General features: G+C 71.3%; 17 protein-coding genes. 14 read left to right on the plus strand and 3 right to left on the minus strand.

Annotation, left to right across the window (positions count from 1 at the left end):
• Positions 1-247 precede the first annotated feature (247 nt).
• Both E1288_RS23725 and E1288_RS23730 read left to right on the plus strand, forming a co-directional pair.
• Positions 248-1,216, plus strand: coding sequence for an acyl-CoA desaturase (locus E1288_RS23725; protein ID WP_132488604.1), 969 nt, complete (start codon positions 248-250; stop codon positions 1,214-1,216).
• A gap of 174 nt (positions 1,217-1,390) precedes the next feature.
• Complete coding sequence (locus E1288_RS23730) at positions 1,391-1,984, plus strand: TetR/AcrR family transcriptional regulator (protein WP_093265895.1); 594 nt, start codon at positions 1,391-1,393, stop codon at positions 1,982-1,984.
• 166 nt (positions 1,985-2,150) lie between these two features.
• On the opposite strand, the gene E1288_RS23735 is transcribed toward E1288_RS23730, so the two are convergent.
• Positions 2,151-3,347: a PQQ-dependent sugar dehydrogenase gene (locus E1288_RS23735; RefSeq protein WP_132488608.1), complete on the minus strand. Its 1,197-nt coding sequence runs from the start codon at positions 3,345-3,347 to the stop codon at positions 2,151-2,153.
• A 155-nt stretch (positions 3,348-3,502) separates the two neighbouring features.
• Here E1288_RS23735 and mfd point away from each other — a divergent pair, with 155 nt between their 5' ends.
• From mfd to E1288_RS23770, 7 genes are all read left to right on the plus strand, one after another.
• Positions 3,503-7,111: a transcription-repair coupling factor gene (gene mfd, locus E1288_RS23740; protein ID WP_132488610.1), complete on the plus strand. Its 3,609-nt coding sequence runs from the start codon at positions 3,503-3,505 to the stop codon at positions 7,109-7,111.
• A gap of 312 nt (positions 7,112-7,423) precedes the next feature.
• Entirely contained in the window at positions 7,424-9,121 is a 1,698-nt protein-coding gene (locus tag E1288_RS23745; RefSeq protein ID WP_235883764.1) for a BCCT family transporter, read from the plus strand.
• Between the two features lie 160 nt (positions 9,122-9,281).
• A complete protein-coding gene (locus tag E1288_RS23750) occupies positions 9,282-9,827 on the plus strand; it encodes an AMIN-like domain-containing (lipo)protein (RefSeq protein WP_132488612.1) in 546 nt (181 codons plus the stop codon).
• Positions 9,828-9,919: 92 nt separating this feature from the next.
• Complete coding sequence (locus E1288_RS23755) at positions 9,920-10,843, plus strand: SurA N-terminal domain-containing protein (protein ID WP_132488614.1); 924 nt, start codon at positions 9,920-9,922, stop codon at positions 10,841-10,843.
• 262 nt (positions 10,844-11,105) lie between these two features.
• Positions 11,106-12,122, plus strand: coding sequence for a MazG family protein (locus tag E1288_RS23760; protein ID WP_132488616.1), 1,017 nt, complete (start codon positions 11,106-11,108; stop codon positions 12,120-12,122).
• A gap of 121 nt (positions 12,123-12,243) precedes the next feature.
• Positions 12,244-13,029: a lytic transglycosylase domain-containing protein gene (locus tag E1288_RS23765; RefSeq protein WP_132488618.1), complete on the plus strand. Its 786-nt coding sequence runs from the start codon at positions 12,244-12,246 to the stop codon at positions 13,027-13,029.
• Positions 13,030-13,335: 306 nt separating this feature from the next.
• Positions 13,336-14,154 (plus strand): lytic transglycosylase domain-containing protein, encoded by an 819-nt coding sequence (locus E1288_RS23770; RefSeq protein ID WP_235883765.1) that lies wholly within the window; start codon positions 13,336-13,338, stop codon positions 14,152-14,154.
• Between the two features lie 86 nt (positions 14,155-14,240).
• Here E1288_RS23770 and E1288_RS23775 read toward each other — a convergent pair whose 3' ends face one another.
• Positions 14,241-14,618, minus strand: coding sequence for a tetratricopeptide repeat protein (locus tag E1288_RS23775; RefSeq protein ID WP_132488620.1), 378 nt, complete (start codon positions 14,616-14,618; stop codon positions 14,241-14,243).
• Between the two features lie 272 nt (positions 14,619-14,890).
• On the opposite strand from E1288_RS23775, the gene eno reads away from it, so the two are divergent.
• Genes eno through E1288_RS23790 form a run of 3 tightly spaced genes read left to right on the plus strand, consistent with a single transcriptional unit; the run spans position 14,891 to position 17,217 of the window.
• Entirely contained in the window at positions 14,891-16,177 is a 1,287-nt protein-coding gene (eno, locus tag E1288_RS23780; protein WP_132488622.1) for a phosphopyruvate hydratase, read from the plus strand.
• 3 nt (positions 16,178-16,180) lie between these two features.
• Entirely contained in the window at positions 16,181-16,714 is a 534-nt protein-coding gene (locus E1288_RS23785) for an FtsB family cell division protein (RefSeq protein ID WP_132488624.1), read from the plus strand.
• A gap of 2 nt (positions 16,715-16,716) precedes the next feature.
• Positions 16,717-17,217, plus strand: a complete 501-nt coding sequence (locus tag E1288_RS23790) for a DUF501 domain-containing protein (protein WP_132488626.1) — start codon at positions 16,717-16,719, stop codon at positions 17,215-17,217.
• Positions 17,218-17,406: 189 nt separating this feature from the next.
• On the opposite strand, the gene E1288_RS23795 is transcribed toward E1288_RS23790, so the two are convergent.
• Entirely contained in the window at positions 17,407-19,020 is a 1,614-nt protein-coding gene (locus E1288_RS23795) for an acyl-CoA dehydrogenase family protein (protein WP_132488628.1), read from the minus strand.
• A 198-nt stretch (positions 19,021-19,218) separates the two neighbouring features.
• Between E1288_RS23795 and E1288_RS49890 the strand changes: the two genes are divergently transcribed.
• A complete protein-coding gene (locus E1288_RS49890) occupies positions 19,219-21,060 on the plus strand; it encodes a lytic transglycosylase domain-containing protein (RefSeq protein WP_132488630.1) in 1,842 nt (613 codons plus the stop codon).
• Positions 21,061-21,337: 277 nt separating this feature from the next.
• Positions 21,338-22,291 carry a Ppx/GppA phosphatase family protein gene (locus E1288_RS23805; protein WP_132488632.1) on the plus strand — a complete coding sequence of 318 codons (954 nt, stop codon included), beginning with the start codon at positions 21,338-21,340 and terminating at the stop codon, positions 22,289-22,291.
• The last annotated feature ends 69 nt before the right edge of the window (positions 22,292-22,360 follow it).

The raw sequence follows: 22,360 nt of genomic DNA on the forward strand, positions 1-22,360 counted from the left end.
GGGACGTACACCGGCATCCACCGGTTGCGTACAAGATCGCCGCTGTTCGGGTGAACAAGGGCGATTCGGACACGCCCGGAGGCACGCGACACGCCGCAATGTTGCCGCTCGGGGGTGACGATTCGGCATCGAATAACTTACGCTTGCGTAGGTTACGGTCCCGTAGGGTGGAGGTGTTGCGGGGCCGTGCTCTCCCGGCGCTGACCGCAGTTTTCCCACCTCCCCAACGCTATTCGAGGTAGTGAGTATGACCGCAGCAACCGAGCGCGTGGCCACGTCAGAGGCCCGCGCCGAGTCCGGGCCGAAGCCCCTGATCGCGGGTAGCCGACCGTGGGTGGCGCAGCTGTCGGTGTATGTGTTCGTCCTGGTGCCGTTCCTTGCCCTCGTGCTGGCGGTGCCGGCCGCCTGGGGCTGGGGCCTGGGCTGGGTCGACATCACCTTGGCGCTGGTCTTCTACTTCGCGTCGGGGCTGGGTGTGACGGTCGGCTTCCACCGGTACTTCACGCACGGCTCGTTCAAGGCCAAGCGCGGGGTCAAGATCGCGTTGGCCATCTTCGGCATGATGGCCGTGCAGGGACCGGCGATCACGTGGGTCGCCGACCACCGCCGGCACCACGCCTTCTCCGACCGCGAGGGCGACCCGCACTCGCCGTGGCGCTTCGGCAGCTCGCCCGCCGCGCTGGCGAAGGGCTTCTGGCACGCGCACATGGGCTGGCTGTTCGAGCGCGATCTGACCAACGAGGACCGCTTCGCGCCGGACCTGCTCAAGGACGCGGAACTGGTGAAGGTCAACCGGCTGTTCCCGCTGTGGACGGCCCTCAGCCTCGTGCTGCCCGCCGTGCTGGGCGGGCTGCTCACCTGGTCGCTGTGGGGCGCATTCACCGCGTTCTTCTGGGCCGGGCTGGTCCGGGTGTCCTTCCTGCACCACGTGACCTGGTCGGTGAACTCGATCTGCCACATGATCGGCGAGCGGCCGTTCAAGAGCCGGGACAAGGCGGCGAACTTCTGGCCGCTGGCGATCCTGTCCTTCGGCGAGTCGTGGCACAACCTGCACCACGCCGACCCGACCTGCGCCCGGCACGGCGTGCTGCGCGGCCAGATCGACATCTCGGCGCGCGTCATCTGGATCTTCGAGAAGCTCGGCTGGGCCTGGAACGTCCGCTGGTCCAACGAGAAGCGGCTCGCCCGGATCTCGGTCACCGAGTACAAGGGCTGATCCCCACCCGGTTCGAGGTGCCCGCGCGGCGAGATCGCGCGGGCACTTTTTCATCAGGCCTGGACATGCGTGTCGGGCCAGCACCTTAGGGTTGTGCGAGTGGTATCACGGCGACGCGGGCGGACTGCGCCCGAACCCGAGGCGCGGCCGAAAGGGCGCACCGCACGGGTCAGGATGACGGGCAAGGAACGTCGGCAGCAGCTGCTGGACGTCGCTAGGGCGCTGTTCGCGGAGAAGGGCTTCGACGGCACGTCCATCGAGGAGATCGCGCACCGCGCCGGGGTGTCGAAGCCGGTCGTCTACGAGCACTTCGGCGGCAAGGAAGGCGTCTACGCGGTGGTGGTCGACCGCGAGATGCGCAACCTGCTGGACCTGGTCGTCTCCGCCCTGTCGGCGGGGCATCCGCGGGACCTCCTGGAGCAGGCGGCGCGGGCGCTGCTGGACTACATCGACAACAACACCGACGGTTTCCGGGTGCTGGTGCGCGATTCGCCGGTGGCCAGCAACAGCGGCACCTTCTCCAGCCTGCTCAACGACATCGCGAGCCAGGTCGAGCACATCCTCGCCCTGCAGTTCAGCGCGCGGGGCTACGACGCGAAGCTCGCCCCGCTGTACAGCCAGGCGCTGGTCGGCATGGTCGCGCTGACCGGCCAGTGGTGGCTGGAGGCGCGCAAGCCGAAGAAGGAGGAGGTGGCCGCGCACCTGGTCAACCTCGCCTGGAACGGCCTCTCCCACCTGGAGCACAAGCCCCGCCTGTCCACGAAGTGACGCAAGTTCCATTGAAATCGAACCTTCGATTTCAATGGAACTTGCGGGTTGTCCACACCATCCCCGCGTGTCGGGCGACGACACGCCGGAGGAGTGTGGATGAGCTCTTCGATTTCAATGGAAATCAGAGGTTCGATTTCCATTGAACTTGCGGGTCACCGGGTGGTCAGGTCGTGGTGATGCGGAGGACCTTGTCGTCGGTTCCGTTGGACGTCGTCACGTAGAGGGCTCCGCCGGGGCCTTGGCGGGCCGCCCGGAGCCGGCCGTGGGTGTCGTTCAGCTCCGGCGGGATCGCCACCTCGTCGATCGTGCCGTCCGGTCGCACCTCGAAGAGCAGCAGCTTGCTGCCCTTGAGCGCGGTGACCGCGAGCATCCCGTCGAAGCGGCCCCACTGCGAGCCGGTCAGGAACGCTGCCGCGCTGATCGCCTCGGTGCGATCGCCGGACGACCAGACCGCCTTGGCCGCGTCCGGGAAGCGGTGCAGGTCGGTCATCGGCACCGACTCGTCGTAGCTGTGTTCGGCCCCGCCGCGCGACGGGTCCCAGCCGTAGTTCCCGCCCGGCCGCAGCAGGTTGATCTCGTCGTCGACGTCCGGCCCGTGCTCCGCGACGAACACCTGACCGCCCGGCCGCGGCGCGACGCCCTGCGGGTTGCGGTGCCCGTAGGTGTACAGCAGCCGCTCGCGCGGGTTCGGCGAAGCGATGAACGGGTTGTCCGGCAGGGGAGCGCCGGTGTCGATGTTCATCCGCAGGACCTTCCCGCCGAGCGAGCCGCGGTCCTGCGCGATCGCGGGCCGTGCCGTGTCCCCGGTGCTCACCAGCAGCGCGCCGTCCTCGGCCACCGCCAGCCGGCAGCCGGAGTGCCGCCCGCTGGGATTCACCGGCAGCCCGGTGAGCAGGTCGCCGACGCGGTCCGCGCGCGAGCCGTCCTCGGCCAGCCGCCAGGTGATCAGCCGGACGTCGACCGCGGCGCCGTTCTCCTGGTGCGTCTGGCAGGTGATGAACCGCCGGTTGTCGGCGAACGACGGGTGCACCAGCAGGCCCATCAGCCCGCCTTCGCCCTCCGCGAGCACGTCCCCGAGGCCCGCCTGCACCGGCCGCACCAGCGCGCCTGGCCGGTGATCGGCGAGCAGGGCCAGCCGGCCCGGGCGCTGCCCGACCAGCGCGGTGCCGTCCGGCAGGAACCCGATGTCCCAGGGGTGTTCCAGCCCGGCCGCTACGACCTCGACGCGCAGCGTCGACGGCCCCGGGTCGGCCGTGCTGACCGGTGCGGGCCGATCATCGCTGCTCGCCATGGTGCAGCCGGTCAAGGCCCCGATCAGCGGGAGAAGCAGGATGATCGCGGCGAACCGGCGCATGGGCATGCGCACAGTGTGACACCGGCCATGCGGTGCGTTCGGGTCGTCGCATTCGTGTCGCACCGGAGTCGTAGTCTGGAACGCGTCGCCCCTGCGGTCTCGGCGTTCGTCCCGGGCAGGGGTGTGCCCGCATTCGCCATGTCTTGCTGCGAGGTAGCTCCATGAGCCAGGCCGGTCCCCTGCGCGGACTGCTCGAAATCGTGCTGCGCGATCCCGCCATCCGGCAGGTCGTGGCGGCGGCCGGGCGTCCGCGCCTGGTGCTGGAAGGCCCTGTCGCGGCCCGGTCGCTGACCGCCGGCGCGCTGGCCGCCGAGGGTGGTGCCGGGCGGCCGGTGCTGCTGGTCACCGCCACCGGTCGGGAGGCGGAGGAGGCCGCGGCGGCGCTGTCGGACCTGCTCGGCCCGGTCGGCATCGAGGTGTTCCCGTCCTGGGAAACCCTGCCACACGAACGACTTTCGCCCCGCGCCGACACCGTGGGCCGGCGGCTTTCGGTGCTGCGCCGCCTCGCGCATCCCGAGGAGCACGCGCACGGCGCCGTCCAGGTGCTGGTGACCACGGTGCGCAGCCTGATCCAGCCGATCGCGCCCGGGCTCGGCGAGCTGGCGCCGGTGCGGCTCGCGGTCGGCGTCGAGCACGACTTCGAGGAACTCGTCGAGCGGCTCGCGTCGCTGGCCTACGACCGGGTCGACATGGTCGAGAAGCGCGGCGAGTTCGCGGTGCGCGGCGGCATCGTCGACGTGTTCCCGCCGACCGAGGAACACCCGCTGCGGGTGGAGTTCTGGGGCGACGAGGTCACCGAGATCCGCCCGTTCGCCGTCGCCGACCAGCGCTCGCTCGCGGACTCGCAGAGCACCGAGCTGTTCGCCCCGGCCTGCCGGGAGCTGCTGATCACCGAGCAGGTCGCCGAGCGCGCCGCGAAGCTCGCCGAGCAGCACCAGACCGACACGCACCTCGCCGAGATGCTGGAGAAGATCGCCGGCGGTGCCCCGGTGGAGGGCATGGAGGCGCTGATCCCGGCGCTGTGCGAAGGCGAGATGCGGCTGCTGACCGACCTGGTCCCGGCGGGCACGCACGTGCTGCTCGCCGACCCCGAGAAGATCCACGCCCGCGCCGCCGACCTGGTGCGCACCGGCCAGGAGTTCCTGGAGGCCTCCTGGATGGTCGCCGCCGACGGCGGCAAGGCGCCGATCGACCTGGGCGCCTCGGCCTACCGCAGCCTCGCGGAGGTCGCCGAGCACACCCGCTCGCTCGACCTGCCGTGGTGGCCGCTGACCCAGCTGACCAGCGAGGAGGGCGAGGACGACGACGAGGTCATCCGGCTCGTCCTGAAGCAGGTCGACGCCTACCGCGGTGAGATCGAGCGAGCCTTCGCCGACCTGCGGGCGCACACCGCCGCCGGCGGCGCGGCGGTGCTGGTGCTGGCCGGTGCGGGCACCGCCCAGCGCGCGGTGCAGCAGCTGCGCGAAGCGGAGCTGCCCGCGCGGCTGGCCGAGGACGGCCTGGCGGCGGAGCCGGAAGCCGGCGTGGTGACGGTGGTGCGCGGCGGGCTGGAGGACGGCTTCGCGGCGCCCGGGATCGCGCTGGTGGTGCTCACCGAGGCCGACCTGACCGGCGGCCGGGGCGGCACCTCCACGAAGGACATGCGCCGGATGCCGTCGCGGCGGCGCAACGCGGTCGACCCGCTGGCGCTCAAGAACGGCGACTTCGTGGTGCACGACCAGCACGGCATCGGCAAGTACGTGGAGATGGTGCAGCGCACCGTCGCCGGTGCGACCCGCGAGTACCTGGTGCTGGAGTACGCGGCGAGCAAGCGCGGCCAGCCCGGCGACCGGCTGTTCGTGCCGACCGACCAGCTCGACGAGGTCACCCGCTACGTCGGCGGCGAGGCGCCGGCGCTGAGCAGGCTCGGCGGCTCGGACTGGAAGAACACCAAGGCCAAGGCGCGCAAGGCGGTCAAGGAGATCGCCGCCGAGCTGGTGCAGCTGTACGCGGCCCGGCAGTCCTCGCCCGGGCACGCCTTCGGCGGGGACACGCCGTGGCAGCGGGAGCTGGAGGACGCCTTCCCCTACACCGAGACCGGCGACCAGCTGGCCGCCATCGACGAGGTGAAGGCCGACATGCAGCGCCCGGTGCCGATGGACCGGGTGATCTGCGGCGACGTCGGTTACGGCAAGACCGAGATCGCGGTGCGCGCGGCGTTCAAGGCGGTGCAGGACGGCAAGCAGGTCGCCGTGCTGGTGCCGACGACGCTGCTCGCCCAGCAGCACCTGAACACCTTCACCGACCGGATGCGGTCGTTCCCGGTGGCGGTCAAGGGCCTGTCCCGGTTCACCGACCCGATGGAGTCCGAGGAGACCATCAAGGGCCTGGCCGACGGCGCGGTCGACATCGTGATCGGCACGCACCGGCTGCTGCAGACCGGGATCCGCTACAAGGACCTGGGCCTGGTGATCGTCGACGAGGAGCAGCGCTTCGGCGTCGAGCACAAGGAGCACATCAAGGCCCTGCGGACGCACGTGGACGTGCTGACCATGTCGGCGACGCCGATCCCGCGGACGCTGGAGATGAGCATGGCGGGCATCCGGGAGATGTCGACCATCCTCACCCCGCCGGAGGAGCGGCACCCGATCCTGACCTACGTCGGCGCCTACGACCAGAAGCAGGTCGCCGCCGCGATCCGGCGCGAGCTGCTGCGCGACGGCCAGGTGTTCTTCGTGCACAACCGGGTGCACGACATCGAGAAGGTCGCGCGCCAGCTGCGGGAACTGGTGCCGGAGGCGCGGATCGTCACGGCGCACGGGCAGATGAACGAGGACCGGCTGGAGAAGATCATCCAGGGGTTCTGGGAGCGCGAGCACGACGTGCTGGTGTGCACCACGATCGTCGAGACCGGCCTGGACATCTCCAACGCGAACACGCTGATCGTGGACCGCTCCGACCTGCTCGGCCTCGCCCAGCTGCACCAGCTGCGCGGCCGCGTCGGGCGGGCGCGGGAGCGCGGCTACGCCTACTTCCTGTACCCGCCGGAGAAGCCGCTGACCGACACGGCGCACGACCGGCTGGCGACCATCGCGCAGAACTCCGAGCTCGGCGCGGGCATGGCGGTCGCGATGAAGGACCTGGAGATCCGCGGCGCGGGCAACATCCTCGGCGCCGAGCAGTCCGGGCACATCGCGGGCGTCGGCTTCGACCTGTACGTGCGGCTGGTCGGCGAGGCCGTGGAGAGTTACAGGGCCGCGTTCTCGAAAGACTCCGGTGCGGAGCCGGGCGAGGCGGAGGAGGAGCTCACCGAGGTCCGGGTCGACCTGCCCATCGACGCGCACATCCCGCACGACTACGTGCCGGGGGAGCGGCTGCGGCTGGAGGCGTATCGCAAGCTCGCGGCGGCGGTCGACGTCGAGGCGCTGGAGGCGGTGCGAGCGGAGCTCGTCGACCGGTACGGGCAGCTGCCCGAGCCGGTGGAGCGGCTGCTGAAGGTGGCGCGGTTCCGGCAGGCCTGCCGCGAGCACGGGGTCCGCGAGGTGACCCTGCAGGGCGCGTCGCTGCGGCTGGCGCCGCTGGAGCTGCCCGACTCGAAGCAGGTGCGGCTCAAGCGCCTCTACCCGAAGGCGGTGTACAAGCCGACGGTCCGCACGGTGTCGGTGCCGAGGCCGACGGAGGGCGCGGCGGGCGGCCGGATCGGCGCGCCGCAGCTGCGCGACGAGGCGCTGCTGGACTGGTGCACCAAGTTCCTGGAGGACCTCACCACCGCCCCGGCCCCGGTCGCCTGAGCCCGAGGCCGGTGTCCTCCCGATTTTGCCTAAAATTGGAAGACACCGGCGCTGACCTGGCCTTTCGTGGCTGGTCGCGGGCTTCCGATTTTGCCTAAAATTGGGAGCACTCCGCGCTGGACCGGCGCCTTCCGCCCTCGGGAGTTCCGGGATTTCGCCGGGCGACTCATCGCGCGCGCTTTCGGTCGTCGTGGCGGCCCAAAGCTCGCGGCGCTTGGCGCGCAGGGACGCCGTGCTTCTGAGTTGCCGGGATCCCGCCCTGGCGTGACGGTTGATCCGGCTTCGCAGGGCGTCACGAGGAGGCGCGGCATCATGACCAGGAAGTCCTCGGAACCGAAGAAGGCGGGCAGCGGCATTCCGCAGTCCCCCGCCGCGTTCGCCGTCGAGCAGGCGCCCCGCACCGATTTCGTCGTCTTCGGGGTCACCGCCGCGATCACCGTCGTCTTCGTCTGCTGGGGCGTGTTCTCCACCGAATCGCTGGCGCGGATGTCGTCCGCCGCGCTGTCCTGGCTGGTCATCAACATCGGCTGGGGCTTCGTGCTCGCCGCCACCGGGTTCGTGGCGTTCGCGCTGTGGCTGGCGATCAGCCGCTACGGCGCGATCCCGCTCGGGCAGGACGACGAGCAGCCGGAATTCCACACCGTGTCGTGGATCGCGATGATGTTCAGCGCCGGCATGGGCATCGGCCTGATGTTCTTCGGCGTCGCCGAGCCGCTGGCGCACTTCGTCAAGCCGCCGCCGGGCACGGTGCCGCCGCTGAGCGAGGAGGCGGTGGATACCGCGATGGCGACGTCGCTGTTCCACTGGACGCTGCACCCGTGGTCGATCTACGCGGTCGTCGGGCTGGCCATCGCCTACGGCAGCTTCCGGCGCGGCCGCAAGCAGCTGATCAGCGCGGCGTTCACGCCGCTGCTCGGCAGGCGCAACGCGGAGGGGTGGGTCGGCAAGCTGATCGACATCCTCGCGCTGTTCGCGACGCTGTTCGGTTCCGCCGCGTCGCTGGGGCTGGGGACGCTGCAGATCCAGAGCGGCATGCAGTCGGCCGGCTGGATCGCCGGCGTTGGCACCACGGTCCTGGTGCTGATCATCGTGGTGCTGACGATCTGCTTCATCGTCTCGGCGGTGACGGGCGTGGCCAAGGGCATCCAGTGGCTGTCCAACATCAACATGGTGCTGGCCGCGCTGCTCGCGATCTTCGTGTTCGTGGTCGGCCCGACGGTGTTCATCCTCGACCTGCTGCCCACCACGATCGGCGTCTACCTGCGCGACTTCGGCGAGATGGCCTCCCGGTCCGGCGCCACCGGCGGCGCGGCGATGAACGACTGGCTGTCCAGCTGGACGATCTTCTACTGGGCCTGGTGGATCTCGTGGACGCCGTTCGTGGGCATGTTCATCGCCCGCATCAGCCGCGGCCGCACCATCCGGCAGTTCGTGGCCGGCGTGATCCTGGTGCCCAGCGCGGTGAGCCTGGTGTGGTTCGCGATCTTCGGCGGCAGCGCGATCCGGGTGCAGCAGAGCGGTGTCGACGTGTACCGCAGCGGCGGCGAGGAGGCGCAGACGTTCGCCGTGCTGGACACGCTGCCGCTGTCGGCGATCACCACGGTGCTGGTGATGATCCTGGTGGCGATCTTCTTCGTCTCCGGCGCCGACGCGGCGTCAGTGGTGATGGGCACGCTGTCGCAGCGCGGTTCGATCGAGCCGAAGCGGTGGATGGTGGTCTTCTGGGGCTCGGCGACGGGAGCGGTGGCCGCGATCATGCTCATCGTCGGCGGCGAGAACGCGCTCAGCGGCATCCAGAACCTGACCTTCCTGGCGTCGGCGCCGTTCGCGGTGGTGATGGTGCTGCTGTGCGTCGCGCTGATGAAGGACCTGCGCGAGGACCCGATGATGCAGCGCGGCGTGAAGGGCGCGCAGGTGCTGGAGCAGGCGGTCATCCACGGAACGGAGCGCCACGGCGGGGACTTCCAGCTGGAAGTGGGTCCGGCCGAAGACGGTTCGAAGGAGTCCTGATCGTCCCCTGTGGATGGTCCACTGAGGATTTCTGGTCGCTGGTCCCCGGTTCGGTGGATCGCGCGCCAGATGTCCGGAAGATCAGTTCGGTGCGATGCGGAACCTCCCGCGCCGGGGTGCGTCTATGGGAGAAAGGCTTTCCTGGCGAGAGGTTCTGACGATGTCGTTGCGCAGCAAGCTGGTTCTGGCGACCGGTTCGATCGCGCTGTCCGTGCTGGCGTTGACCGGATGCGCCGCGGGCGCCGAGACGCCGGCCCCCGCGCCCTCGGCCGGTGGTTCCGCGCCGGTCGGCGGCGTGTCCAACCTGACGTCGTCGGCCGCCAAGCCGGAGATCCGCGCCGGTGTGCACGGCGGCGAGGAGCGGGTGGTGTTCGACTTCAGCAAGCTCCCGAACGCTTCGGGCCTGAAGGTGATGAAGCACGAGATCAACTCGCAGTCGCCGGCCTGGGGCGGCTCCGGCGAGCCGGTCGAGGGCATGACCGGCAAGGCGTTCCTGCACATCTACGTGGAGATCGCCGACCAGGACCGCAGCACCGCCGGGCCGGAGCAGCTCGGCCAGAAGCTGGCGAAGAGCGCGGTCGTCAACGACAACTCGCACGGCACCGGCGAGCTGACCATCGGGCTTTCCCAGGGCGTCGACTACGAGGTGCTGGTCGAGGGCGAGAAGGTGATCGTCAACATGGCCGAGGGTCCGTTGGGCCGTTGAGTCCAACCGGTGTCACGAGCGTCGACTTCGGACTGTGTCGAGGCTTCACCGGAACGTGACTTCGTGAGAGGGTGCCCGCTGTGAGGTTCCGCATGCCGCGCCACGGGCGCCTTCTCGCATCGATCGCCGCAGCCGGCCTGCTGCTCGCCGGTTGCGGCTCCGGCCCCAGCCAGGTCGGTGCCGCCGCCATCGTCGGCGAAACCCGAATCCCGGTCTCCGAAGTCCAGTCCTGGTTCGGCGAGGTGCTCGCGAAGGAGCCGGACCTCAAACCGCAGCTGCAGCAGCAGGGGAACCTCGACGAGCTCGGCAGGCAGCTGGCCGCGCAGCTCGTCCGGCAGGAGTTGGTCGACCAGGCGGCCCGCGACGAGCGGCTGACCGTCACCGATCAGCAGATCACCGACCGGATCAACCGGATGGGCGGTCCGCAGGCGGCGACCGAGGGCAAGATCTACACCCCGCAGAACCTCCGCGACGTGGTCCGGACCCAGCTGCTGACGACGGAACTCGGCCGCAAGTACTTCGACCGGCTGGAGATCACCTTCGACTACACCCAGGCGACCACGCGCGGCGAGGCGGAGGAGAAGGCGCGCCGCATGGCGCAGGGCCCGGCGGGGGCCGCCGCGGTCGTCAACGAGGCGGCCAGGGCGGGCGTCCCGGCCGCGCTCGACCAGAAGTTGCGCGCCACCGACAGCCCGCAGCTCGCGGCCTCGACGCCGCTGTTCGGCGCGCAGCCCGGCACGGTCCTGGCCTTCGAGCCGGAGCAGAACTCCGGCCAGTGGCTGATCGCGCGGATCAAGGAGCGCCGCACCGACGTGCCGCCGATGCCGGCTGCGGGCGGCGCGGACGAGGAGACGCTGCAAGGCGTCGGCGCGTACCTGCTCGGCATCACCGCGGACCGCGTCGGGGTGCGGCTCAGCCCGCGCTACGGCACGTGGGACCCGGTGGGCCTGACCGCGGTCCCGAGCGAGGGCGAAACCACCGGATTCCGCCTCACCGGCCGGCCCGCGGCCGGCTGACCTCGGGGCCTGCGGTTTCAATTGAAACTGCCGACCTCGTGTCCGCGGACCGCAATTTCCATTGAAATCGAAGATCCAATTTCAATGGAAATTGCGGACCGTCGGCGTGTCGGACCCCGACACGCCGACGCCTGTGGACAACTCCCGCAATTTCAATGGAAATCGAAGGTCCGATTTCCATGGGAACCGCAGGCCGGGGCATGGTGACCAACGCCTCTGCACCTGCGCCCACGGCGCGGGTTGCGGCTGGGACAATCGCAGCATGAGGGAGGTCCGAGTGGCGGAAGGTTCTGCGGTCGTCCTGGTCGACGACCGGCTTGGCGAAGTCCTACCGGCCGCGGCGTTGCCGCTGCTGCGCAGCGCGGCCGCCGTCTACGCCGAGCCTGGTCTTGCGCCCGCTACGCGCGCGGCGCTCGACGCTCCCGCCCCGCCTCCCGTCGCGGACCTGCTGGCGCAGGCCGCCCGGGAACCGGTCGTGCTGGTCGCCGGCGAGCTCGACTCCGCCGAGGCCGACGGCTTGCGCGCCGCTGGTGCGCGGGTGATCGCCGCCCCGGCGCCGGCCGGGATCGAGCTGCTGGACGCGGTGACGGTGATGGACCGGCTGCGCTCGCCAGGCGGCTGCCCGTGGGACGCCGAGCAGGACCACGACACGCTGCGCAAATACCTCGTCGAGGAGACCTACGAGCTGCTCGACGCGATCGACCTCCGCGATCGGGAGGCGCTGCGCGAGGAGCTGGGCGACGTGCTGCTGCAGGTCCTGTTCCACGCGCGGGTGGCGACCGAGGATGCGGCCGATCCGTTCGACATCGACGCCGTTGCCGCGGGCCTGGTCAGCAAGCTCGTGTCCCGGCACCCGCACGTCTTCGCGGGCGACCCGGAGCTGCTGGACGCCGAGTCGCAGCACGCCCGCTGGGAAGAGCTGAAGCAGCGGGAGAAGCAGCGCGAATCCATTGTGGATGGTGTGGCGCTGGGGCAGCCCGCGGTGGCCCTGGCCGCCAAGCTGGTGCAGCGCGCGGACCGCGCCGGGATCCCGGCGGACGCGATGCCGCGCGGCGAAGCGCCCGGCGAGGCGCTGTTCGGCATCGCCGCGCAGGCGAAGCTCGCCGGTCGCGATCCGGAGGACGAGCTGCGCGCGGTCGCGCTGGCCTTCGCCGAGCGCATCCGGGCGGCCGAGCGGCGGGCTCGCGAGTCCGGCCGGGAGCCGGCGGCGCTCTCGGTGGCCGACTGGCGGGAGCTCATGTCTGATTTGCCGGACCCTGCGGGTGTGCGCTCGGAGTAGTGACGCACACTGATCGCGGGCGCATCGGCTGACGAAACGGCGACTCGCGGCGATATCTCTCGATGGGGCATGCCTGCTGGATCGGAGCCCCGTGCATCTGGGTGCGTTGAGGAGGTTGGTCTTGCCGCGTCGGTTATGGCTGCTGCTGGCTCCCGTGATCACGTTGTTGGCGTCTTGCGCGCCGCAGGTTCCGACGTCGTCGACGCGGAGCAGCGGCGAGTTCACGCTGCCGTCCGCGGTCGCGCCGCCCGACCCGGGCGTCGATCCGCCGTCGGTGCGGCTGCTCGCACCGGGCGGGCCGCCGCTGCCGGTGAGCGCCCGGCCGCAGGGGCAGCTGGCCGGCTGGGCCGAGTCGATGGCCGACGAGCTCAACATCCCGCGCGCCGCGCTCCAGGCCTACGGCTACGCGCAGCAGCTCATCGGGGAGAACTCGCCGAACTGCGGCCTGAGCTGGTCGGTGCTCGCCGGGATCGGCGCGGTGGAATCCAGCCACGGCCGCTACGGAGGGGCGCGGCTGGACGAGACCGGGCGGCCGAGCATCCCGGTCGTCGGGCTGCCGCTGGACGGCAGCACCGGGGTCAAGCGCATCCCGGACACCGACGGCGCCGAGTTCGACGGCGACCGGGTGTGGGATCGCGCGGTGGGGCCGCTGCAGTTCATCCCGAGCACCTGGCGCGACTGGCAGTACGACGCGGACGGCGACGGAGTCGCGGATCCGCAGGACATCGACGACGCGGCCGTCGCGGCCGGCAACTACCTGTGCAGCGTGGGCGGCGACCTGCGCGATCCGGAGCGGTTCTGGAAAGCGCTGCTGACCTACAACGAGAGCCGCAGCTACGGCCAGGAAGTGCTGGACTACGCCGACTACTACGGCAAGGCGAGCCGCCGCATCCCGATCGAGGGCTGAGCACTGCGACCCTGGGCAACGCCCCGCCTGGGCATCCCGCAGTTTCAATTGAAACTGCGCATCTCCGGAACGGAACCTCTCCGGTGCGGTCTGCGAGGAGGTCCCGACGCACTTCGGGCCGTCCGGAGCGGGGTGGCGATTTCGCGCGAAATCGGCGCGCGCGACGAGTCCCGGACGGACTGATGCGGCCGTGAACGGGAAACCCGGGTCTGGTCGGTGCCGTCGTGGGGTGGCGCGCGGTCCGGGGCGTGGAACGACTGATCGGACGCTGGAGGTCCGGGGCTACTAGCAAGTAGCCTGGGCGGCGTGATCAAGACCACCTCGCCGCTGTCGGCCGCCTCCGGGCGGCTCGCGGTCGCGGTCGGGCTGCTGGCCGCGATGGTCGGCGGGGTCGGGCTGGTCAGCGCGTTCGCCGAGCCGCAGGCCGCCCCGGTGGCCGCACCGCCGCCCGAGCAGCAGGAGGTCGAGCCCGCACAGGTGGCGCCCGGCTCGGTCGCGCCCCCGATCGAGGAACCCCTCCCGCAGCCCGGCCCCGACCTCGACCCGGTGCGCGCCGACCCGGTGCGGGAGTGGGCCGACGAGGTGTCGGCGGTGGTGGACATCCCGGCCCGCGCGATCGTCTCCTACGTCAACGCCGACCTGGCGATGCGCCGGTACCAGCCCGGCTGCCGGATCTCCTGGGCGACCCTCGCGGGCATCGGGCGCATCGAATCCAACCACGGCCGCTTCGCCGGCCGGCAGCTGCGCGAGGACGGTCGCCCGTCGAACCCGATCATCGGGGTGCCGCTCGACGGCGGGCCGGGCATCCGGCTGATCCCGGACACCGACGGCGGCGCGTTCGACGGCGACACCGTGCACGACCGCGCGGTCGGCCCGATGCAGTTCATCCCGTCCACGTGGCGGAGGTGGGCGACCGACGGCAACGGCGACGGCCTCGGCGATCCGCAGAGCCTCGACGACGCCGCGATGGCCGCGGCCCGCTACCTGTGCGCGGGCGGCCGGGACATGACCACCGGCTCGGGCTGGTGGGCCGGGGTCTTTTCGTACAACAACTCGGTGGAGTACGGCCAGAAGGTGTTCGCGCTGGCGGAGTCCTACGCCGAAGCGGGCAACCGCCGCCGCTGACCGGCCCGGTCGTGCCGGCGATTTCGCGCGAAATCGCCAGCCGCCAGGCGTGGCGAACGCCGATTTCGCGCGAAATCGCCCCGGGGTCAGATGTCGCGGGTGGCGATGTGGGCGTTGATCTCGCCCAACGCTTCCTGGTAAGCGGGCACCGGGTGCATCGTGGCGGCCAGCCTGATCTGGGCGCGCGCCTCGTTCAGGCGGCCCAGGCGCTGCAGCGTTCGGCCCAGCACCAGGCGCGCGTAGTGGTCCGACGGATCGAACTCCAGCACGCGCAGGAACGCCCGCTCTGCACGGCGCAGCTGGGCCGAGAAGTAGTAAGCCCGCCCGAGCAGCAGCTGCACGCTCGGCTTGTCGGCGGCGACGTCGAGCACGGGTTCTAGGACGCGGATGGCTTCCAATGGACGGCGTTGCGCGAGCAGTTCCTCCGCTCGGCGGAACGCTTCGACGGTGCCTTCGGTCGTCATGGCGGGGACAACGTTACGTGTCGATCGGCTGTTCCGAGACGTCCGTCCGGATGGTCTTCCGGTGTCTTCGATGCGAACGCGGGCCGAACGCCGGCTTGCCGGCCGGGGGCGAAATGTCCGGCCGGGGGCGAAGGCGAGCGAGCCTGCGGCGGCGGCTCTACCGGCCCGGTTAGGCTCGTAGGCGGTCGTCGGGCGTTCGGCCGATTCGCTGCGTGCGGGAACGCCGGGGCGGCCCGCTTCGTCCATAGTTCAAAGGCTGGTTAGGAGCACACGTGGCGATCATCGAGCAGGTAGGCGCCCGCGAGATCCTGGACTCCCGCGGGAATCCCACCGTCGAGGTCGAAGTGGCATTGGAGGACGGCACGCTGACCCGCGCTGCGGTCCCCTCGGGTGCCTCGACCGGCGAGCACGAAGCCGTCGAGCTGCGCGACGGCGACGCCGGCCGCTACGGCGGCAAGGGCGTTGAGAACGCAGTCGCGGCGGTGCTGGACGAGATCGGCCCGGAGCTGGCCGGGCTGGACGCCACCGAGCAGCGCGTCGTCGACCAGAAGCTGGTCGACCTGGACGGCACGCCGGACAAGTCCCGGCTGGGCGCCAACGCGATCCTCGGCGTCTCGCTGGCGGTGGCCAAGGCCGCCGCGGAGACCTCCGGGCTGGAGCTGTTCCGCTACGTCGGAGGCCCGAACGCGCACGTGCTGCCGGTGCCGATGATGAACATCCTCAACGGTGGTGCGCACGCCGACACCGGCGTCGACATCCAGGAGTTCATGATCGCGCCGATCGGTGCGGACACCTTCTCCGAGGCGCTGCGCTGGGGCGCCGAGACCTACCACGCGCTGAAGTCGGTGCTGAAGGCCAAGGGCCTGGCCACCGGCCTAGGCGACGAGGGCGGCTTCGCCCCGGACCTGCCGAACAACCGCGAGGCGCTGGACCTGATCGCCTCGGCGGTGGAGAAGGCCGGTTACAAGCTGGGCCGCGATATCGTGCTGGCCCTGGACGTCGCCGCGACCGAGTTCTTCAGCGAGGGCACCTACAACTTCGAGGGTTCCAAGCGCACGGCCGAGCAGATGGCGGCGTACTACCAGGAACTGCTCGGCGCCTACCCGCTGGTGTCCATCGAGGACCCGCTGGCCGAGGACGACTGGGACGGCTGGGTGAGCCTGACCGAGCAGGTCGGTGGCCAGGTGCAGCTGGTCGGAGACGACCTGTTCGTCACCAACCCGGAGCGCCTGGAGGACGGCATCAGCCGGGGCGCGGCGAACGCGCTGCTGGTCAAGGTCAACCAGATCGGCACGCTGTCGGAGACCCTGGACGCGGTCAGCCTGGCCACCTCGTGCGGCTACAAGAGCATGATGAGCCACCGCTCCGGCGAGACCGAGGACACCACCATCGCCGACCTGGCGGTGGCCACCGGCTGCGGCCAGATCAAGACCGGTGCCCCGGCCCGCAGCGAGCGCGTCGCCAAGTACAACCAGCTGCTGCGCATCGAGGAAGCCCTCGGTGACGCGGCCCGCTACGCGGGCGAGCTGGCCTTCCCGCGGTTCACCCCGGAGAGCTGAGCCATGCCGGTCGGGCGCGCATCCGATCCACAGCGGCGAAACCGCCGGGGGGACTCCCCGGCGGAGCGCCGCAGTGAGCGCGCCCGCCGGGACGGGACCAAGACCTCGGGCCGGAGACCGGGGCGGCCGACGCCGACCCGGTCCCGCCCGAAGTCCAGCACCGGGGGAGCGTTCAAGCTCTCCTCGACCAGGCGGGCCGCCGGCCTGGCGATGCTGGTCTGCGTGATGGCGCTGAGCGTGTCGGTGCCGCTGCGCACCTACCTGAGCCAGCGCGCGGAGCTGGCGGCGCAGGAACAGCAGCAGATCGAGCTGTCCCGGCAGGTCCAGGAGCTGGAGCAGCGCAAGGAGGAGCTCTCCGACCCGGCGCAGCTGGAAGCGGAAGCGCGGGCCCGGCTGGGCTACGTCCGGCCGGGCGAGACGCCGTACATCGTGGAGGTGCCGGCCGCGCCGCCACCGCCGCCTCCGGTCACGTCCTCCGACGACGGCGTGCCGTGGTACGAAGAATTCTGGAATTCGGTGATGGGAAAGGGATCTTGACGGTGAACTCGGGCGTGCCGGCGATCAGCGATGCGGATCGGGAGTGCATCCGGCGGCAGCTCGGTCGGCCGCCGCGCGGGCTGCACGCGATCGCGGCGCGGGACACGGCCGGAGATCCCACGGTGGTGCAGACCTGGCCCCGGCTGGAGGACGGCACCCCGTTCCCGACGCTGTACTACTTGACCGCGCCGCAGCTGGTGGCGCACGCCTCCACCTTCGAGGCCGAAGGCCTGATGCGGGAGATGGCCGACCGGCTCACCACCGACCCGGACCTGGCGGAGCGCTACCGCCGGGCGCACGAGTCCTACCTCGCGGAGCGCAACGCGCTCGAATCGCTGGGCACCGAGGTCAGCGCGGGCGGCATGCCGGACCGGGTCAAGTGCCTCCACGTGCACATCGCCCACGCCCTGGCGAAGGGCCCCGGGGTGAACCCGTTCGGCGACGAGGCGGTCGACCTGATCGCCGAGCGCTGGCCCGAACACCGCTACCTGCTCAACCGCTGACCCGGCCTGGAGCGCCGGCCCGGAGGTTCGGCGGCTCGGAGGTCCGCAATTTCAATGGAAATCAGAGGTTCGATTTCCATTGAAATTGCGGGTAGTCGTCCACAGGCGTCGGCGTGTCGGGGTGCGGCATGCCGATGATCCGCAAGTTCCATTGAAATCGAACCTTCGATTTCAATGGAACTTGGAGTGTCACCGCATCGGAGCGATCCGGTCGAGGAGGGCGCGGGCGCCCGGGATCGACGTCGCACCGAAGGTGCGCCCCGCGGCGCCGAGCCGCGTAGCGGCGAACGCCTCCGCGACGTGCGACGGCGCGTAGCGCAGGAGCAGCGACGCCTGGAGCGTCAGCGACAGGAGCTCCGCGAGGCCGCGCGCCCGTTCGGGCGCCGGCGCGGCGAGCTCGCCGCGGAGCGTGCGCAGCGCAGCGTCGTAGTCGGCGTGGCCGCCGGAGGCGGCTTCGAGCTCCGCGAGGACGGCGTCCAGTGTGGACGGTTGCTTTTCCAGGGCGCGCAGGAGGTCCAGGGCGGTCACGTTGCCCGAGCCTTCCCAGATCGAGCTCAGCGGTGCTTCCCGGTACAGGCGCGGCATTCCCGATTCTTCGACGTAACCGTTGCCGCCCAGGCACTCCAGTGCTTCCGCCACCACCGCCGGGGCTCGCTTGCAGACGTAGTACTTCGCCGCCGGTAGCGCCAGGCGCAGCAGGTCGTTCTCGCCCTGCTCGACCGCCGCCGCCAGGCGCATCGCCAGCGTCGTCGCCGCTTCCGATTCCAGCGCCAGGTCCGCCACCACGTTCTGCATCAGCGGCTGGTCCGCGAGCCGGTGGCCGAACGCGCTGCGGTGCCGCACGTGGTGGGCCGCCTCCGACAGGGCGATCCGGACGTTCGCTGCCGAGCCGAGCACGCAGTCGAGCCTGGTCATCGACACCATCTCGATGATGCAGCGGACCCCGCGCCCCTCCTCTCCGATCAGGTGGCCCAGCGCTCCCGCGTACTCGATCTCGGCCGATGCGTTGGACTTGTTGCCCAGCTTGTCCTTCAGCCGCTGCAGGCGGATCTCGTTGCGGGTGCCGTCCGGCAGAACCCGCGGCACCAGGAAGCAGCTCAGCCCGCCGGGCGCCTGCGCCAGGGTCAGGAACAGGTCGTTCATCGGCGCCGAGGTGAACCACTTGTGCCCGACGAGCCGGTAGGTGCCGTCCGCGAGGGGTTCGGCGGTGGTGGTGTTGGCCCGCACGTCCGAGCCGCCCTGCTTCTCCGTCATCGACATGCCCGCCAGCAGCGCCGACTTCTCGTGCGGCGGGCGCAGCCCGAACTCGTAGGCGGAAGCCGCCAGCTTCGGCTCGTACTCGCCGGCCAGCCCCGGCGCGTACCGCAGCGCGGGCACGGCGGAGTACGTCATGGAGATCGGGCAGCCGTGCCCGGCCTCGACCTGCGACCAGAGGTAGAAACCCGCCGCGCGGCGCAGGTGCGCGCCCGGCCCCAGCGACCACGGCGCCGCGTGCAGGCCGTGGTCGATCGCGCGCGACATCAGCCAGTGCCAGGACGGGTGGAAGTCGACCTCGTCGACCCGGTTGCCATAGCGGTCGTGGGTGCGCAGCACCGGCGGGTGCTCGTTGGCCAGCCGACCGTGCTCGCGCGCCTCGGCCGAGCCCGCCTCCAGCGCCAGCGCGGTGAGATCGCCGACGGCGTAGCGGGTGAGCGCTGCGCCCAGGGCCGGGTCGCAGGCGAGCGGGTCGAACCCGGCCAGCGGCGGCGGCTGGTTGGCCACGCGGTGGGTGGTGAACGCGGTCGGCTCGTCGATGAGCGTCATGCTCGGAGAGTAGGCGCAAACCCCCTCCGGACAGCACGGGTTCGGGTGATCATTTCCGCCCGCACGGAGCAATGGGTCGGTTGGCCGGGGCCGCCGCCAGTCGTACGGGTGATGTGCCCGCCCGCCATCCGGCGTTCCTCGAACCGGTGGTGTATCCAGGGACCCGTCTCGGTTTTTCCGGTGATGTTCGGTCTGGGGATGGAGCTAGTGACGGCTCGCAATAAACGCCACGGCAAGCACGAGTGGAAGTCGGTGCCGCGGCTCGGCGCCGCAGCGCGGCGGAGGGCGCGGAGGTGGGTCGCGCTGACGGCCCTGGCTCCCGTGCTGCTGGTGCCGACCACGTTGATGGCGGCGTCGAGTTCGTTCCTGGCCGAGCCGCGCCATCCGGTCCTGGGGGATCCGGACTCGCGCGAACTGGGCGTCAGCGGGAACCTCCCGCAGGCCCCGCTGCTCAGCCCCGAGGTGCTGGAGCGGGCGGCCGATCCGCAGCGGCTCGCCGCCGAGGCGGAACAGCTGGTGGAGCTGCCGACCGGGCCGCTGGGCATCCCGGAGTCGATGCTGGCCGCGTACGTCAAGGCCGCGCGCCAGGTGGAGCGCGGCTGCGGCCTGCACTGGTCCGTGCTCGCGTCGATCGGCCGGATCGAATCGGGCCACGCGCGTTCCGGCAGCGTCGACGTGCTCGGCACGACGGTCCGGGCGGTCCTCGGCCCGCGGCTGTCCGGTGGGCCGGGCATCGCGGCGATCCCGGACACCGACGCGGGCCGCTACGACGGCGACCCGGTGTGGGACCGGGCGGTCGGGCCGATGCAGTTCATCCCGTCGACGTGGAACAAGTTCGCCGTCGACGGGAACGACGACGGCGTCACCAGCCCGCACAACATCCACGACGCGAGCCTCGCGGCGGCACGCTACCTCTGCAGTGGCGGCGGTGACCTGCGCGAACCGCAGAGCCTCGCGGCGGCGGTGTTCCGCTACAACCACTCCGACAGCTACGTGCGGACGGTGCTGATCTGGGCGGTGGCGTACGCGAAGGGCGTGACGCCGACGCCGTCGGAGCTGGCACCGGAGGTCGGCGACGTGCTCGACGGCGAGCGCCTCCCGGACGGCCCGCAGGTGCTGGCGATGGCCCCGCCGGCCCCGGCGCCCGCACAAGCACCGGCCCCGGCGTCTGCGCCGCCTGCCGCACCCGCGCCGACCGGCCCGCCGCCGCCCGCGCCGGAATCCCGTCCCGCGGAGTCGCAGATCAGCATCACGCCGCCGGAGATCGCGCGGCCGTCCGCACCGGATCTCAACCCGCCGGTCGCGACCCCGCCGAACTCGACGCAACCGGGCCACCTGCCCATGCCCCACCCGGCACCGCCGGGCGCGACGCAGCCTGGTCCGCCGCCGAGCACGACGCAGCCCGGTCCGCCGCCGACGGCGCCCCAGCCCGGCCCGCCGCCGAGCGGGACGCAGCCGAGCCCGCCGCCGACGGCGCCCCAGCCCGGTCCGCCGCCGAGCGGGACGCAGCCGAGCCCGCCGCCGACGGCGCCCCAGCCCGGTCCGCCGCCGAGCGGGACTCAGCCGGGTCCGCCGCCGGGCGCGACGCAGCCGGGTCCGCCGCCGAGTGGGACTCAGCCCGGCCCACCGCCGGACGGGACTCAGCCGGGTCCGCCGCCGGGCGCGACGCAGCCGGGTCCGCCGTCGACGCAGCCTGGCCCGCCGCCGACGGTGCCCCAGCCTGGCCCACCGCCGAGCGGGACTCAGCCGGGTTCGCCGCCCGACTCGTCCCAGCCCGGCCCGCCGCCTCCGGCGGAGCAGCCCGCGGCTCCGCCGCCGGAACCGACGAGCCCGCCCTCGTCGACGCCGGACGAGGCGCCGAAGGCTTGCGATCCGACGGTTCTCGCCAACGGCGGGTTCGCCACGTCGCCGGGCGCGGTCCCCGGCGCGAGCGATCCGCACAGCGCGGTGCCGGGCCAGACCGTCTACGTCGATCAGGGAACGGCGGGTCAGCTCGAACCCTGCGTCGTCCCGGACGGCTTCGCCGCCCCGCCTCGGTGAGCCTTCGGGGCTGCGGCAAGGACTGTCGGAGCCTCGTTCTGCGCCGGTTTCGCGCGAAAACGGCGTTCGCCATGCCTGCCGGATGATGGTTTCGCGCGAAACCGGCGCCTCACGCCGCGCGGCCACCGGGCGGCATAGCCACGTCTGGAACAGCCTTCGCAGCGGGCCGAAGGGCTCGTGGCCACCGCATGTCGGGGTCGTCCGGGGTGCTCGGGGTGGCCGGTAGCGTTAGCGGTGGGTGCGCGGTGGGCGGCCCCGGCGAGCGAGGAGGACGCGGATGTCACGGGTGGCGGCTATCGACTGCGGGACCAATTCGATCCGCCTGCTGGTGGCAGACGTGACTGTGCATGACGACGGCCGGCGCGACCTGCGCGACATCTACCGCACGATGAAGATCGTCCGGCTGGGGCAGGGCGTGGACGCCACCGGGCGGCTGGCCGACGAGGCGCTGGAGCGCACCCGGGCGGCGCTGGTCGACTACGCCGCGATCGCCGTCCGCAAGGGCGTCGAGCGGATCCGCATGGTCGCCACCTCGGCCACCCGGGACGCGTCCAACCGCGAGGACTTCTTCGCCATGGTGCGGGAAACGCTCGGCGTCGACGCCGAGGTGATCACCGGCGACGAGGAGGCGCGGCTGTCGTTCACCGGCGCGGTCGGCGACCTCGCCCCGGAGGACGGGCCGTTCGTGGTGACCGACATCGGCGGTGGCTCCACCGAGCTGGTCGTGGGCACCTGGGACGGCGTGCGCGCGGACATCACCGCGGCGCATTCCGCCGACGTCGGCTGCGTGCGGCTGACCGAGCGCTGCCTGCACAGCGATCCGCCCACCGACGAGGAGGTGCGGGAGGCGGAGAAGGTGACCCGGCAGATCCTCGACGACGCGTTCGCTGCCGTGGACTGCTCGGGGGCGCGAACTTGGGTCGGGGTGGCCGGCACGGTCACCACTTTGTCCGCCATCGCGCAGGAACTGCCCGAATACGATCCGGTGGCAATTCATCTTTCCCATGTTTCCCAGAAAAGAGTCGAACAAATCACCGAGGAGCTGCTCGGGAAGTCGCACGACGAGCGCGCCGCGATCGGTTCCATGCATCCGGGGCGGGTAGACGTGATCGGCGGAGGTGCGCTGGTCGTGAAGGTGTTGGCGGAGGAATTGGCGGAGCGCGCGGGCATTTCCGCCATGACTGTCAGTGAGCATGACATTCTCGACGGTATAGCCCTGTCTATCAGCTAGTTCCCGGGATGTGGACACCACATTCCACCTTTTGGGTGAAGAATCGACTACACCGATTCAGAAAGTGAC

It is taken from the genome of Saccharopolyspora elongata, assembly GCF_004348985.1.
Lineage (GTDB): Bacteria > Actinomycetota > Actinomycetes > Mycobacteriales > Pseudonocardiaceae > Saccharopolyspora > Saccharopolyspora elongata.